The organism is Enterovirga aerilata, from assembly GCF_013044135.1.
Classification (GTDB): Bacteria; Pseudomonadota; Alphaproteobacteria; order Rhizobiales; family Beijerinckiaceae; genus Enterovirga; species Enterovirga aerilata.
Genome location: NZ_JABEPP010000004.1, coordinates 72,330 through 86,077, shown reverse-complemented (window position 1 = coordinate 86,077; position 13,748 = coordinate 72,330). Strand labels below are relative to the sequence as shown.

Sequence of the window (13,748 nt, the reverse complement as noted above, 5' to 3'; positions counted from 1 at the left end):
GCCGGCCTATTCGTAGGTGAAGCGGAAGCCGCCCATGAAGGGTCGCCGCACCGGCTCGGGCACCAGCATCGAGAGCCTGGCCAGGAGGGCGAGCGAGCGCGGAAAGGCGATGATCGGCCGGTCGCGCTCGAGACCCCGGAGGATATGCTCGGCGGCCCTCTCGGCCGACATCGAGAGCGGCCGCCAGCCCTTATAACGGTCACCCATGTCGGTCACGACATAGCCCGGGCAGGCGATGCTGACCTTGATGCCCGCCTCCCGCAGGCGCTCCCGGGTCGCCAGCCCGTAGGCGATGAGCGCCGCCTTTGACGCGCTGTAGCCCGGGGAATCGGGGAGCGGCGCCAGGCCGGCGAGCGAGCTGACGAAGGCGATCTGCCCCGCGCCCCGCGCCCGCATGGGCGGGATCAGGGGGAGGACGCTGTTGAGAGCACCGAGGAGATTGACCTCGATCTCGCCATAGGTCGCCCGTTCCGTCGCGGCGTCGTCGCCGGTCGGGAGCTGCATGCCCGCATTGGCGATGGCGAGGTCGACCGGATGCTCGGCGTCGAAGGCAAGGAGCCGCTCGCGCATTCCGTTCCGGTCGCGGATGTCGGCGGGAATCGGCACGGCCGCCGCGCCGGCCCTGCGGCATGTCTCCGCCGCCGCCTGCAGCGCCGTTTCGTCCCGCGCCAGCAGCCCAAGCGTGACACCTGGCGCGGCATAGGCCCTGGCGAGCGCCGCTCCGATCCCGCGCGAGGCGCCCGTGATGAGGACGCTGCGCGGCCTCATTCGGCCGGGAGCGGCCGGCCGTAGATATCGGCGTCCGGCAGCTCGGCCGCCTGCTCCACGGGCGCGAAATGCCAATAGGGCTTTTCGGCCTCGAGCCTCTCGACCGCGTTCCTCACCGCGAGCCCGACGCCCGTCTTGCAGAAGAAGCCGCCATTCACCTGCGTGCGGTGGATGACGAGCTTGCGGAACGCCCAGAAGAGGTCGCGGTCGGGCGGCGTCAGCTCGGTCCAGAACCGGTCGAGCCCGTCCTGAAAGGCGAGGCCGGGAATGTCGTAGATGGAGGTCCCGAGGGCCACGGTAGGGCGGCCGACCTCGATGGCCGTGAGCCCGACGGTCGAGTTCACGACCACCACCCCGAGGGTCTTCTCGAGGAGCGTCGGAAGATGGCCGCCCTCGATGCAGCGCACCCGGTGCGCGATGCCGTGCTTCTCGGCAAGCTCGGCGACCTGGCGCGGCCGGTTGATCAGCCCGTTGTCGAGCGGATGCACCTTGACCAGGAGCTCGGGCTCGGGCGGCGCATGCTTCGCGAAGGAGCCGAAGACCTCGTCCAGGAACTCGGCGAGGACCGCGTATTGCGAGTGGACCCTGATCTGGTAGTCGCTGTCGAGCTGGAGCGGCACGAGATAGAACCCGCCCGGATGGGCGAGGGCCCTGGCGGACTCCGCTTCGGCATGCGTCACGGTGCGCCGGCGCCGCGTCAGCCGTTTGAGCCAGCCGGCATACTCCACCAGGACGTGGTTCGGCCGGTGCCGGCGGTAGCCCATATAGACGGGCCGGCCGGCCATGTTGGCGAAGTTGTAGGTCACGTCCCAGAGGGCCCGGCGGGCGAAGTTGCTCGCGAAGGGCACCTCGACCGGATCCGGCAGCTCGGCCGCGAGCGCCCGCACCGTCGCCGGGTCGCGGGGCAGGGAGGAATAGCCGTTCACGCCGCCGCGCTCGATCGTGATCCAGTTCGGCCGGATATAGCCTTCCTCGCAGACATGGACCTGGATGCGCCGATGCGCCGCGAGGCTGATCGCGACCCGATGGTAGGGCCGGCAATCGCCGAACAGCACGATGTCCGTGACCGTCTCGCTCGCCAGATAGCTCGCCAGGAAGCCGCGCCAGTTCGCGAGGCTGCCGCGGTAGTTCGTCGCCGGCAGCCGCCAGAAGATCTCGTCGCCCAGCGAGATATTGATGCGGCGGACGCGGTGGCCCCGCGCGATGAGCGCCCGACCCAGCTCGGCGAAGAACGGAGACGCCAGGCCCTGGAGGAAGAGGAACGTCCGCGGCGACGCCGCCTTCGCAGGTGCAGGTTCAACCACGCTCAATGGACAGGTCCGTTTTGCCCGTGCCTCGGTCCCGGAGCTTCCGATCGGACCATAACGGGCAGACTTTGATGTTTCCAACAGGGGGCGCCACGGCTAAGCACCCCGGAACTGACGGACCATGTGGAAAGACGCTCGCGTTGTCCAGGTTTTTCGCGCGGCCGGGCTTTTCCGCAACGACCTCTGATGAATGAGCGGCTCGGCATCCTGTCCCGCGATCTATGGGCGCTGCGGGACGACATCTCCGGCCTTCTCGGCTGCGAGATCGTCTGGGCGCCGGCCGCGATCGGCAGGCTGGACGGCGTGCTCGGCTGGGCGGGCGGCACGGGTATGCTCGCGCGGCGCTTCGCCACGCTTGCCCGCGTGCCGTTCCGTCCGGTGAGCACCGGCCCGCTCCGCTCGGTCCGGCCCCGACCCGATTCGCCTCCTCTCAGCCTCGTCGTCGCGGGCCGTCCGCCGCGGGTCTCTCGCGTCGGGCCGGCCGAAGGCTTGGCCGCTCTGCGGCGGCTTCGGCTGTCCTGGCGGAACGACGGCCGCGACCGGCTGCCCTTCGATCCGGCCGGGCGCGGCCTCGTCCTCGTCGGGGCCGGATCGGCGAGGGACCGCGCCCTCCTTCGCCGCGCGGCCCTCGACAATCCGGGGTCGCGCCTCGCCGTCATGGCCGATGCGCGCCGGCCCGCCGCCCTCGCGGCCACGGTGGCGCGGGCCCATGCGGGCGCTCTCGCCGTAGCTGGCGTGAGCCCATGGGCGCTGCTCGATGCCGCCCGCCGCGTCTACGCCCCGCCGGGTGGCGAGCTCGCCGTCCTCGCCCGGCTTGCCGGGCGGGAGCTGGACGGTCTCTCCGACGGCGGGACGGCGGAAGCCGTCTTCGCCCGCCACTTCCTCGACGAGCCGGTCTATCTCGACGCTTGGACCCGGCGCGAGACCGACTTCCTCACCGCGGCGGACCAGCTCGCTTGGCAGCGCGACCGGTTCCGCGAGAACGATCGCCGCTCCTATTGCGTCGGCGTCTCGCGCTGGAAGGCGGGCCAGGTGGCGCGGTTCCTGGACGGCCCGGACGGGCCGGCCGTGAAGGTCCGGTCCGACCGCGCCGCCGTGCGGCGTGCCGTGGCCGCCGGCGGCCGGATCGTCGCCTGGGAGACCCGGATGCCGGCCCGGCTCGAAGCCGCCGCCGCGGAGGCCGGCCTGCCCCTGCTCCGCATGGAGGACGGCTTCCTGCGCTCGGTCGGGCTCGGGGCGGCCTTCCTGCCGGGCGCCTCCTGCGTGCTCGATTCCCGCGGCATCTATTACGACCCGCGCCGGGAGAGCGATCTCGAGCACATCCTCGCCACGGCCGAGTTCGGGCCGGACGTCCTCGCGCGCGCTGCGGCGCTGCGGCGCGAAGTCGTGGCGCTCCGGCTGAGCAAGTACAATGTCGGCCGCCATGCGAGCCTGGACGACTTCCCCGCCGGAGGGCAGGTCGTGCTCGTGCCGGGGCAGGTCGAGGATGACGCCTCCGTGCTGCTCGGATCGCCGCGCACGCCGGGGAACCTCGCCCTGCTCAGGGCGGCGCGCGCCAGGAATCCCGGCGCCTTCATCGTCTTCAAGCCGCATCCGGACGTCGAGGCAGGGCTCCGGCGGGGCCGGCTCTCGCCGGCGCAGATGGCGGAGTTCGCCGACCGGGTGGTTCGCGACGTCGCCATCGTCGACCTGCTGGACCGGGTCGACGCGGTCGAGACCATGACGTCGCTCGCCGGTTTCGAGGCCCTGCTGCGCGGGCGCCGGACGGTGGTGCACGGCCGGCCCTTCTATGCCGGATGGGGCCTGACCGAGGATCTCGACCCGCCGCCGCGCCGGACGCGACGGCTCGCCCTCGACGAGCTCGTGGCCGGCGCGCTCATTCTCTATCCGCGCTACGTGGACCCCGCGACCGGGCAGCGCTGCCCGCCCGAGGTGCTCGTGCGGCGCCTCGCGGAGGCGCGGGATGCCGCGCAGCATAAGCCGGCCGCGAGAGCCGCGGCGCGCGCCGCCTATGTCAGGGCCAGGCACGCGCTGCTGACGCCGATCGGCAGGCTGCTGCGGCAGATGAAGGGTGCCGTGCGCAACCCCGCCCGGCCCGAATGATCCTCGCTGTCCTCTCCTGCCTTGCCGCCTTCGCGGCAAGCGCCGCGGTCGAGCGTCTCGCCGTCCTGAAGGGCGCGCCGGCCCCGTCGGCCACTTCCCTCCCGGCCAGGCTCGCCGTCTTCGCCGCGCTCTATCTGTTCTGGCTCGGCGTCTGGGGCCGCCCGCTTCTCGCGGGCCTTGCCGGTCTCGTCACGGTCGCGGTGCTCGCGGCGATCAGCATCCGCAAGCGCCAGCTCGTGGGCGAGCCCCTCGCCTTCTCGGATTTCGGCCTGATCGAGATGATCGTCCGCCATCCCGACCTCTACTATACGGACTTCCTGCTCCGGCCGCCCTTCCTCGTCGCCGCCGCGCTGTTCCTCGCCGCGCTCGCGGCCTGGCTCTGGCTGGAGCCGGCCTACACGGTCCTGTCGCCCGCCGGATCGCTGTTCGCCGTCGCGGCGGTGATCGGCGGGATCGCGCTCCTCTGGCGCGCCGCATCCGGCGGCCCCGTCGCGCGTTGGCTCGCCCGCCTCCTGCCCCATCCCGATCCCGAGCGGCATCTCGGGCGGTGGGGGCTTCTCCTGACCCTGGCCGCCTATGCGCTGCGCTGGCGCGGCCAGATCGCGGCGCCCTTCCCGGTCCCGAGCGAGGCCGAGGGCGCCGCCGCGCCGCTCGATCCGGACCTGGTGATCGTGATCCAGTTCGAATCCTTCCTCGACCCGGTGCGGTTCGGGCTGTCCGACGCCGCGCTTCCGGCCCTCGCTCGCGCCCGCGAGCGCGCGCTGTTCCATGGAGCGCTGCGCGTCCCGGCCTGCGGCGCCTTCACGATGCGGACGGAACATGCGGTGCTGACCGGCCTCTCCGACGCCGATCTCGGCTTCCGGGCCTTCGACCCCTATCTCGCGCGCAGCGGGCCCGCGCCGGTGAGCCTGGCCCACCGCCTGAAGGAGCGCGGCTTCCGGACCGTGTTCATCCATCCCTTCCGCGCCGGCTTCTTCGGGCGGCACAAGGTCGTGCCGCGGCTCGGCTTCGACCGCCTCGTCTTCGAGGAGGGGTTCGGCTCGGCCGAGCGCTTCGGCCCCTATGTCAGCGACCGAGCCATGGTGGAGACGATCCTCGCCGAGGCGGACGAGGGCGCCGGGCGGACGCTGATCACGGCCATCACCATGGAGAACCACGGGCCCTGGGGCGCCGGCCGGCTTGCGGACGAGCCGGACCCGACCCGCCAGTATCTCCGCCACCTGCGCAATGCCGACGCGGCGATCGGCCTCCTGATCGAGGGGCTCTCGCGCCGCCGCGCCCGCACCCTGCTCTGCATCTTCGGCGACCACCCGCCGATCCTGCCCGGCCTGCAGCCCTCGCGCGAGGCGGAGACGGACTACGCCGTGCTCCTGTTCGACGGCGGTCCGCCGGCCGGCCCCGGCGAGGCCCGCCCCATGACGGCCGACGGCCTCGGCCGGCTCCTCGCCCGGCTCTGCGCCTCGGCCGAGCCCGCCCGCACGGGGGCGGCTGCATGAGCGGGCGCCCCGTCCTGGTCGATGCGACCCGGCTCCTCACGCGCCTGAAACATCCGAGCCCGAGCGGCATCGACCGCGTGGATCTCGCCTATGCGCGCTGCTTCCTGACCGGCGCGCCGGACCGGCTGGCGGTGGGGATCGGCCATTTCGGCCCGCGCATCCTCCCCGATCGGACGCGCGACAATCTCGTCCGCACGATCGCGGACAGGTGGCGCGAGGAACTGCCGGCCGAGCGCGACCCGGTTCTGGCGGAGCTGCGGCGCCGCCTCGGCGGCGAGCCGGCCGCTCCCGGTCCGACCCGGAGCGCCGCCGCAGGCAGGCTCCCGAGGCTGAAGCACGAGATCGCCGACCAGGCGATCAAGCTCGCCGGCCTGAGCTGGCGTCCGGCCGAGGCGGCGCCGCGCGACGCCATCTACCTGCACACCTCCCATCTCCGGCTCGACCGCCCGGAGCATTTCGCCTGGCTGGAGAAGCGCCCCGACGTCCGGGCCGTGTTCTTCATCCACGACCTGATCCCGATCGACTTCCCCGAATATGTGGTTCCCGGCGAGGATCTTCGGCACCGCACGCGCATGGCGACGGTGGCGCGGCATGCCGCGGCGGCGCTCGTCAATTCCGAGGCGGTGGGCGCGCGGTTCGCGGCCTGGTGCGCGGACGAGGGCGTGCCGGTCCCGCCCGTCACGGTCGCGCCGCTCGGGGTGGAGGAGGTGTTCCTCCGGACCGCCCGGCAGGACGCCGCCGGGCGGCCCTATTTCGTGATCTGCAGCACGATCGAGGCGCGCAAGAACCACCTGCTGCTGCTCCAGGTCTGGCGCGAACTCGCCTGGCGCCTCGGGGCGGAGACCCCGGCCCTCGTCATCGTGGGCCGGCGCGGCTGGGAGAGCGAGGCTGCGGTCGACCTCCTCGACCGCAGTCCCGCGCTCCGCGGCCATGTCTTCGAGGCAAGCGGGCTTTCGACGGGCGGCCTGGCCCGGCTCGTGGCGGGGGCGCGTGCGCTGCTGATGCCGTCCTTCGCCGAGGGCTACGGCATCCCGATCGCCGAGGCGCTCAGCATGGGCACGCCCGTCCTCGCCTCCGACATCCCGGTCCACCGCGAGGTCGCGGGCGAGCGCGCGCGCTACCTGCACCCGCTCGACGGCCCCGGCTGGAAAGCGGCCATCGAGGAGCTCGCGGCCGGTCCCGCCCGGACGGCCCCCGACGGCTACGCGCCTCCGACCTGGGATGCGCATTTCGGGATCGTTAACCACGTCCTCGCGCGGCTGTAGCTGCGCGAGCGGGTTTCGCATTCCGTTAAGCCCGGGCTGAAATGGTCAAGAAGTGGTTGAGGCGCCGGCTTCAATCCGCCGCGATGACAGGGTGTGTCAAACCGGAGACAACGGCCGCCGCGATGCGCACCCCGGAACCGGGCCTGCTTTCCGCAGCCGGCTTTTGGTGGCAAAGGTCCCGCGGGGGTCCGCTATCACCATTCGCGAGACGAGGTTTGAACGCGTGAGGGTTTTGATCGCGACGCTCGGGGTCGCCCTGGCGCTGGCCGGCTGTTCCGCCCTGCCTTCGACCGGGCCGCTGAGCGATGACGTCGTCAAGCTGGCCGACAACGAGATCGAGAAGCGCTACGTCCTGGTGGATGTCGACGACCGCACGGTCGCCATCCTGTCGAAGTACCAGGGGCCATCTCTCCGCGCGCGCTTCGGCGACTACCGCCCGGCGCCGCAGATCCGCATCGGGATCGGCGACGAGGTGCGGGTCACGGTCTGGGAAGCCGCGGCCGGCGGCCTGTTCTCCGCGCCCGTGACGGACCGATTCAGCGCGGGGTCGCGCAGCGCCGTCATCCCGGACCAGATGGTCACGCAGGACGGGACCATCGCGGTTCCCTATGCCGGCCGCATCAATGTCGTCGGCAAGACGCCGTCCGAGGTCGAACAGGTGATCCTGTCGGGCCTCGCCGGCAAGGCGATCGAGCCGCAGGCGCTCGTGACGGTCACCCGGAGCCTGTCGAACAGCGTCACCGTCACGGGCGAGGTGACGAACGGCGCCCGCATCCCGCTCTCGCCGCGCGGCGACCGCATCATGGACGTGATCGGCACGGCCGGCGGCGTGCGCGGCACCGTCCACGAGACCTTCGTGCGCCTCACCCGCGGCAACAGCACTATCACGGTCCCGCTGGAGAACATCCTGGCCAACCCCCAGGAGAACGTCTTCATGCGGCCGGGCGACATCCTCACCCTCGTGCGCGAGCCGCAGACCTACACGACCTTCGGGGCGATCGGGGCCAATACGGTCGTGCCCTTTGGCAAGATCGGCCTTTCGCTCGAGGAAGCCATCGCCAAGGCGGGCGGGCTGAGCGACTTCCGGTCGGATCCGGACGGCATCTTCCTGCTGCGCTTCGAGCCGCCCTCCGTCGTGCGCGAGCTCGTGCCCGGGCGGGACATCGACGCCCGCGAGCGGCTGATCCCGGTCGTGTACCGGCTGAGCCTGCGCGACCCGAAGAGCTACTTCCTCGCCCGCACCTTCAGGATGCGCGACAAGGACGTGCTCTACGTCGCGAACGCGAGCAGCGTCGAGCTGCAGAAGTTCCTGACGCTCATCAGCACCATCACGGGCCCGGTCTCGACCGGCGTTACCGCCGCGGCCGTCGCCAAGCAGTAGAAACGCGGCGGCAACGAGCTGCGGGTTCGCCGGCCGCTCGTTGTCCCCTCGGCGGTTTGCCGCTACCACCCTCCCCGACCGAGATCGGGGAGGGTGAGAACCGCATGAAGACGCGCGCCGCCGTGGCCTGGGAGGCCGGACAGCCGCTCACGATCGAGACGATCGATCTCGACGGGCCCAAGGCCGGGGAGGTCCTGGTCGAGGTCATGGCGACCGGCATCTGCCACACGGACGCCTACACGCTCTCCGGCCTGGATTCGGAGGGCAAGTTCCCGGCGATCCTCGGCCACGAGGGCGCAGGCATCGTCCGCGATGTCGGCGCGGGCGTCACTTCGGTGAAGCCGGGCGACCACGTCATCCCGCTCTACACGCCGGAATGCCGGCAGTGCAAAAGCTGCCTGTCGCAGCGGACGAATCTCTGCACGGCGATCCGCGCCACCCAGGGCCAGGGCGTGATGCCGGACGGCACGAGCCGCTTCCGCTGCGAGGCCGTCGGCGGCACCCGCAACACGGACGGCGTGATCTTCCACTATATGGGCTGCTCGACCTTCTCGAACTTCACCGTCCTGCCCGAGATCGCGGTCGCCAAGGTCCGCGAGGACGCGCCCTTCGACAAGATCTGCTATATCGGCTGCGGCGTCACGACCGGCATCGGGGCGGTGATCAACACCGCGAAGGTCTGGCCCGGCGCGAACGTCGCCGTCTTCGGGCTCGGCGGGATCGGCCTCAACGTCATCCAGGGCGCCCGGATGGTGGGCGCCGACAAGATCGTCGGCATCGACCTCAACAACGACAAGCGCGCCATGGCCGAGAAGTTCGGCATGACGCACTTCATCAACCCGAACGAGGTCGGGGCGGACAAGGTCGTGCAGGCCGTGATCGACCTCACGGGCGGCGGGGCCGATTTCTCCTTCGACGCGACCGGCAACGTGAACGTGATGCGGCAGGCGCTCGAATGCTGCCATCGCGGCTGGGGTGAATCGATCATCATCGGGGTGGCCGAGGCCGGGCGCGAGATCGCGACGCGTCCCTTCCAGCTCGTGACCGGGCGCGTCTGGAAGGGGACGGCCTTCGGGGGCGCCCGGGGCCGGACGGACGTGCCGAAGATCGTCGACTGGTACATGGACGGGAAGATCAACATCGACGACCTGATCACCCACACCATGCCGCTCGATGAGATCAACCACGGCTTCGACCTGATGCACGAGGGCAAGTCCATCCGGAGCGTGGTGGTGTATTGATCGGCCACGGCGGGCCCAAGGATGCGGGCCCGTTTCCCGTCACGTCCGGTCCGGCGCTTGCCCATGGCTCCGGGCGGACTTGCGCCCGGGCAAGGCTCTGGTAACGTGAACGCTTCTAAACTCGGTCTCGGGCTCGACATGTTCGCGCCCGATTCTTTGTGGAACTGATGGTTCTCGGGTGCGGAGCTTCGCCCCCTTCCGGAGACATCGCTGCATGGCGGACCTCGCCATCGATCCGACCGACATCAGACCAGCACAGAGCGCCGCGGCGGCGGATCAGCCCGCCCGCAGCCGCAGGACCCTTCTCGTCGCGGGCGGCGTTACGCTCGGCCTCGCGGCCCTCGGGGGCGCAGCTGCCGCCATCGTCTCCAGTATCCATCTCCCGTCCAGCCTGTCCGGCCTCGCCTTCCTGCCCAAGCCCGAGGCGCCGCGCCGCAGCGAGATCCGCATCGGCCGCCTCCCCGACATGCCGGAGATCCGCGACGGCGTGCCGGCGGTCGTCGGCACCAGGCCCGCACCGGTGGAGCAAGCCGCGCCGGCCGCCACGGGCCCGAAGCCGGTCGCCGCGACGGTGATCCCGGCAGCCGGCCTGCCGACGGCGCCGCTGCCGACCACGTTCACGTCGGCCGCTCCGCAGCTCATGCCGCCGGCGCCGCAGGCTCCCGTCCTGGCCGCCCGGCCCGAGATTCCCGCCGTGCCCGCGCCCGCGCCGCGTCCTCCGGCGGTCGCGGCGGTCTCCCCGTCCGCACCGGCTGCGGCAGTCGCCCGGGAGGAGCCGCGGTCGGAGCCCGCCTCCACGGCCTCCGTGCCCGCGACCGCGGCTCCGCTCCCGCCGCCGGCGCCCGTGCGCGCGGCCGCCCGTGCCCCCGAGACGAGACCGGACAGGCCGGCTCGCCCGGCGCAGATCGCGACGCGCCAGCCCGTCCAGCCCGTCGCGGCGCCTGCCGACGAGACCGCGGCGCCGCCCGCGCCTCCACCGGAGGACCGGGTCGAGATCCTCGGCGTGAAGCTGCCGAACGGCCGCGACCTGCAGAACGCCGTGAGCTCCATCGGCGAGGCGCTGAACCTGCCGAAGGCCTTCTGACGGAAGCGGGCTGGCCTCGCCTGCCCGGCTGCCCTATTCCGGGCGGGCCCAGACCCGCTGCCCGGAGAGGACGTGCCCCGCACCCTGACCGGTCGCGTCGTGATCGCGACCCACAATCCCGGCAAGCTCGCCGAGATGACCGAGCTGCTTGCGCCCTTCGGGATCGCGACGGTGTCGGCCGGCGAGCTCCGCCTGCCCGAGCCGGACGAGACCGGGACCATGTTCGCCGAGAATGCCGCGATCAAGGCGCATGCCGCCGCGAGGGCGTCCGGCCTTCCGGCCTTCGCGGACGATTCCGGCATCTGCGTCGAGGCGCTCGACGGCGCCCCCGGGCTCTTCTCGGCCCGCTGGGCCGGGCCCGGCAAGGATTTCGCGGCCGCCATGCGGCGGATCGAGAGCGAGCTCGCGCGGCGCGGCGCGGCGGCCCCGGAGGCGCGGCGCGGCCATTTCGTCTCCGCCCTCGTCATCGCCTGGCCGGACGGGCACGAGGAGCTGTTCGAAGGCCGGGTCCATGGCGAGCTGGTCTGGCCGCCGCGCGGGCAGAGGGGCTTCGGCTACGATCCCATGTTCCGGCCGGACGGCCATGGCCGAACCTTCGGGGAGATGTCGTCCGAGGAGAAGCACGGCATCGACTGGGCCTCGCCCGATCCGCAACCCCTCTCGCACCGGGCCCGTGCCTTCCTGGCCCTGTCTCGGGCCTGCCTGGAACGCGCCTAGCTGTCCTTGCCATGGAGGTTGTCCGGGGCAGGGGAGGGAGCATGTGGTTGCGAAGGCTGCGACGGGAGCAGCTGTCCGGTCGCCGTCGCCGGGCAGGCGCCGCGGCCGCTGACGCTCGAACTCCTGACGTCGATGGACAGGCGGCCGGCTCCAGCTTACGCAGCACGGACTTGATGCCTGCAGGACGAGCGAGCCGCTGAGAAAAATGGACGAGACGGGGCCATCGCGCCTGAATCCTGTCGTGAAGCTTGCCCTCGAACTTGGGCCGCTGGTGCTGTTCTTCTTCGGGAACGCCTATGGCGACCGGCTCGGTTTCGCCGAGTCGCAGCGCATCTTCGCCGCGACGGGCCTGTTCGTGGTCGCGACGGCCGTGGCGCTCGCCGTCCATTTCTGGCTCGTCCGCCGGCTGCCGGTCATGCCGCTGGTCTCCGGCGTGGTGGTGCTCGTCTTCGGCGGGCTGACGCTCCTCCTCCAGGACGAGCTCTTCATCAAGCTGAAGCCGACGATCGTGAATACGATGTTCGGCCTCATCCTCCTTGCCGGCCTGTACTGGCGAAAGCCGATCCTCGCCGTCGTGCTCGATTCCATGCTCGACCTGACCGAGGAGGGCTGGCGCAAGCTGACCCTGCGCTGGGCGCTCTTCTTCTTCGCGCTCGCAATGCTGAACGAAGTCGTGTGGCGGACGCAGACGACGGATTTCTGGGTCAAGTTCAAGGTCTTCGGCATCATGCCGTTGACCGTTCTCTTCGCGCTCGCGCAGACGCCGCTGATCATCCGGCACGAGGCCAAGCGCGAGCCCGCCCCGGCTTCCAGTCCTTGAAGCGGGAGGGCGGACCTATCTGCCGCCAGCCTTCCTCACCTCGGCCATGAAGCCGGGCAGCGCATCCGGGGTCAGCGGCCCGACATGCTTATGGCGGATGGTGCCGTCGCGCCCGATCACGAAGGTCTCCGGCACGCCGTAGACGCCGAAATCGATCGCGGTGCGGCCGGTCTCGTCGGCCCCGACGGCCGCGAAGGGATTGCCGAAATTGCCCAGGAAGCGGCGGGCATTCTCCGGCTTGTCCTTGTAGTTGAAGCCGACGAGCCGGATGGAGGCGTCCTTCGCGAGCTCCATGAGCACGGGGTGCTCGATGCGGCACGGCGCGCACCAGGACGCCCAGACGTTCAGGATCGTGACCTTGCCGCCTTTCAGGGAGGCGGCGGAGAGTCCCGGCACCGGCTCGCCCGCCTCGGTCCGCAGCCCCTCGACCGGCGGCAGCTCGAAGGCGGGAACCGGCCGGCCGATCAGCGCGGAGGGAAGCCGCGACGGGTCGCCCGAGTGGAGGCGGGCCATGAACAGGGCCGCGAGCCCGGCGAAGATCAGCACCGGGACGAGATAGAGGATGCGGGACACCCGCCGCGCGTCGTCCTGCGCGGAGGCGGCCTCATCCGCGGCCCGTAGCTCAGCCACGGGCGGCCTTCCGCCCCGGCGGGACCGCGCCCGCGGCCTCCAACCGGGCCAGCGCGCGGCGCTGCGCCCGATGGTCCAGCACGGCCCGGATCACGAGCCCGAGCGCGATGAGCGTCGTCGCCCCGTAGGCCGACCAGATGAACACGGCGTGGCGGCCCGCCTCCTCCATCATGCGGCCGCCCTCTCGAGCCGCTCGGCCTGGAGCAGGGTGAGCGTGCGCACCCGCCGGCGCAGGATCTCGGTCCGCATGCCGGCCAGATGCAGGGCCAAGCCGAAGCACGTGAAGGCGAGCGCCATGCAGAAGAGCGGCCGCAGCATCGCCGGGTCTATCAGCGGCCCGCCGATCCGGAACACGGAGGCGCCCTGGTGGAGGGTGCTCCACCACTCGACGGAGAACTTGACGATCGGGACGTTCACGGCGCCGACCAGCGTCAGGATCGCGACGGCCCTCGCGGCCCGGCCGGGATCGTCGAGCGCGCGCCAGAGCGTCAGGATCCCGCAATACATGAGGAACAGCACGAGCACGGAGGTGAGCCGCGCATCCCAGACCCAGTACGTCCCCCACATCGGCTTGCCCCAGAGCGAGCCCGTGACGAGGCAGACGAGCGTGAAGGCCGCTCCAATGGGCGCGGCGGCGCGCTGCGACACGTCGGCCAGCGGATGGCGCCAGACGAGAGTGCCGAGGGCGGAGACGGTCATGATCGAGTAGAAGAACAGCGACAGCCACGCCGCCGGGACGTGGATATACATGATGCGCACGGTCTCGCCCTGCTGGTAGTCGGCCGGGGAGGCCAGGAAGGCGAGGTAGAGACCGTAGGCGGCCAGCAGCGCTGCCGCGGTCGCGAGCGGCGGCAGCGCATAGCCCGACACGCGCATGAAGGTCGCAGGATTGGCGAGCCGCGTCAGCATGATGGGTGGCTAATCTGGGAAGCCCCT

At 71.6% G+C, this 13,748-nt stretch carries 13 protein-coding genes; 8 read left to right on the top strand and 5 right to left on the bottom strand.

Translation table 11 applies throughout. From position 1 onward, the window contains the following. Nucleotides 1-6 precede the first annotated feature (6 nt). Both HJG44_RS14380 and HJG44_RS14375 read right to left on the bottom strand, forming a co-directional pair. Nucleotides 7-768: an SDR family NAD(P)-dependent oxidoreductase gene (locus HJG44_RS14380; protein ID WP_171219082.1), complete on the bottom strand. Its 762-nt coding sequence runs from the start codon at nt 766-768 to the stop codon at nt 7-9. Continuing rightward, nucleotides 765-2,072 (bottom strand): capsular polysaccharide export protein, LipB/KpsS family, encoded by a 1,308-nt coding sequence (locus HJG44_RS14375; protein ID WP_171219542.1) that lies wholly within the window; start codon nt 2,070-2,072, stop codon nt 765-767. Before HJG44_RS14375 ends, HJG44_RS14380 begins: the two co-directional genes overlap by 4 nt. A 189-nt stretch (nt 2,073-2,261) precedes the next feature. On the opposite strand from HJG44_RS14375, the gene HJG44_RS14370 reads away from it, so the two are divergent. From HJG44_RS14370 to HJG44_RS14335, 8 genes are all read left to right on the top strand, one after another. Continuing rightward, nucleotides 2,262-4,178, top strand: a complete 1,917-nt coding sequence (locus HJG44_RS14370) for a capsular polysaccharide export protein, LipB/KpsS family (RefSeq protein ID WP_171219081.1) — start codon at nt 2,262-2,264, stop codon at nt 4,176-4,178. Beyond that, nucleotides 4,175-5,674 carry an LTA synthase family protein gene (locus HJG44_RS14365; RefSeq protein ID WP_171219080.1) on the top strand — a complete coding sequence of 500 codons (1,500 nt, stop codon included), beginning with the start codon at nt 4,175-4,177 and terminating at the stop codon, nt 5,672-5,674. The genes HJG44_RS14370 and HJG44_RS14365 overlap by 4 nt, the downstream gene beginning before the upstream one ends. Next, nucleotides 5,671-6,939, top strand: a complete 1,269-nt coding sequence (locus HJG44_RS14360; RefSeq protein WP_171219079.1) for a glycosyltransferase family 4 protein — start codon at nt 5,671-5,673, stop codon at nt 6,937-6,939. The genes HJG44_RS14365 and HJG44_RS14360 overlap by 4 nt, the downstream gene beginning before the upstream one ends. Nucleotides 6,940-7,162: 223 nt before the next feature. Continuing rightward, on the top strand, nt 7,163-8,320 hold the full coding sequence (locus HJG44_RS14355) for a polysaccharide biosynthesis/export family protein (protein ID WP_171219078.1): 1,158 nt from the start codon (nt 7,163-7,165) through the stop codon (nt 8,318-8,320). A 104-nt stretch (nt 8,321-8,424) separates the two neighbouring features. Further along, nucleotides 8,425-9,561 (top strand): S-(hydroxymethyl)glutathione dehydrogenase/class III alcohol dehydrogenase, encoded by a 1,137-nt coding sequence (locus HJG44_RS14350; RefSeq protein ID WP_171219077.1) that lies wholly within the window; start codon nt 8,425-8,427, stop codon nt 9,559-9,561. A gap of 214 nt (nt 9,562-9,775) precedes the next feature. After that, the gene (locus tag HJG44_RS14345; protein ID WP_171219076.1) at nt 9,776-10,645 is read left to right on the top strand and encodes a hypothetical protein; all 870 of its coding nucleotides are present in this window, start codon (nt 9,776-9,778) and stop codon (nt 10,643-10,645) included. A 72-nt stretch (nt 10,646-10,717) separates the two neighbouring features. Continuing rightward, nucleotides 10,718-11,362, top strand: a complete 645-nt coding sequence (rdgB, locus tag HJG44_RS14340; protein WP_171219075.1) for an RdgB/HAM1 family non-canonical purine NTP pyrophosphatase — start codon at nt 10,718-10,720, stop codon at nt 11,360-11,362. A 205-nt stretch (nt 11,363-11,567) separates the two neighbouring features. Next, nucleotides 11,568-12,182, top strand: a complete 615-nt coding sequence (locus HJG44_RS14335; RefSeq protein WP_171219074.1) for a septation protein A — start codon at nt 11,568-11,570, stop codon at nt 12,180-12,182. A gap of 15 nt (nt 12,183-12,197) precedes the next feature. On the opposite strand, the gene HJG44_RS14330 is transcribed toward HJG44_RS14335, so the two are convergent. The 3 genes from HJG44_RS14330 to HJG44_RS14320 are packed head-to-tail and all read right to left on the bottom strand — an operon-like array spanning nt 12,198 to nt 13,721. Continuing rightward, nucleotides 12,198-12,755 carry a DsbE family thiol:disulfide interchange protein gene (locus tag HJG44_RS14330; protein WP_430395070.1) on the bottom strand — a complete coding sequence of 186 codons (558 nt, stop codon included), beginning with the start codon at nt 12,753-12,755 and terminating at the stop codon, nt 12,198-12,200. 49 nt (nt 12,756-12,804) lie between these two features. Further along, nucleotides 12,805-12,984: a heme exporter protein CcmD gene (gene ccmD, locus HJG44_RS14325; RefSeq protein ID WP_246736263.1), complete on the bottom strand. Its 180-nt coding sequence runs from the start codon at nt 12,982-12,984 to the stop codon at nt 12,805-12,807. Continuing rightward, complete coding sequence (locus HJG44_RS14320; protein WP_171219072.1) at nt 12,981-13,721, bottom strand: heme ABC transporter permease; 741 nt, start codon at nt 13,719-13,721, stop codon at nt 12,981-12,983. Before HJG44_RS14320 ends, ccmD begins: the two co-directional genes overlap by 4 nt. Nucleotides 13,722-13,748: the final 27 nt, after the last annotated feature.

Bases quoted from the DNA above. Each gene is read 5' to 3' on its own strand.
- HJG44_RS14380 (WP_171219082.1), bottom strand. From the start codon at position 768: ATGAGGCCGCGCAGCGTCCTCATCACGGGCGCCTCGCGCGGGATCGGA.
- HJG44_RS14370 (WP_171219081.1), top strand. From the start codon at position 2,262: ATGAATGAGCGGCTCGGCATCCTGTCCCGCGATCTATGGGCGCTGCGG.
- HJG44_RS14365 (WP_171219080.1), top strand. From the start codon at position 4,175: ATGATCCTCGCTGTCCTCTCCTGCCTTGCCGCCTTCGCGGCAAGCGCC.
- HJG44_RS14360 (WP_171219079.1), top strand. From the start codon at position 5,671: ATGAGCGGGCGCCCCGTCCTGGTCGATGCGACCCGGCTCCTCACGCGC.
- HJG44_RS14350 (WP_171219077.1), top strand. From the start codon at position 8,425: ATGAAGACGCGCGCCGCCGTGGCCTGGGAGGCCGGACAGCCGCTCACG.
- HJG44_RS14345 (WP_171219076.1), top strand. From the start codon at position 9,776: ATGGCGGACCTCGCCATCGATCCGACCGACATCAGACCAGCACAGAGC.
- HJG44_RS14335 (WP_171219074.1), top strand. From the start codon at position 11,568: ATGGACGAGACGGGGCCATCGCGCCTGAATCCTGTCGTGAAGCTTGCC.
- ccmD (WP_246736263.1), bottom strand. From the start codon at position 12,984: ATGATGGAGGAGGCGGGCCGCCACGCCGTGTTCATCTGGTCGGCCTAC.
- HJG44_RS14320 (WP_171219072.1), bottom strand. From the start codon at position 13,721: ATGCTGACGCGGCTCGCCAATCCTGCGACCTTCATGCGCGTGTCGGGC.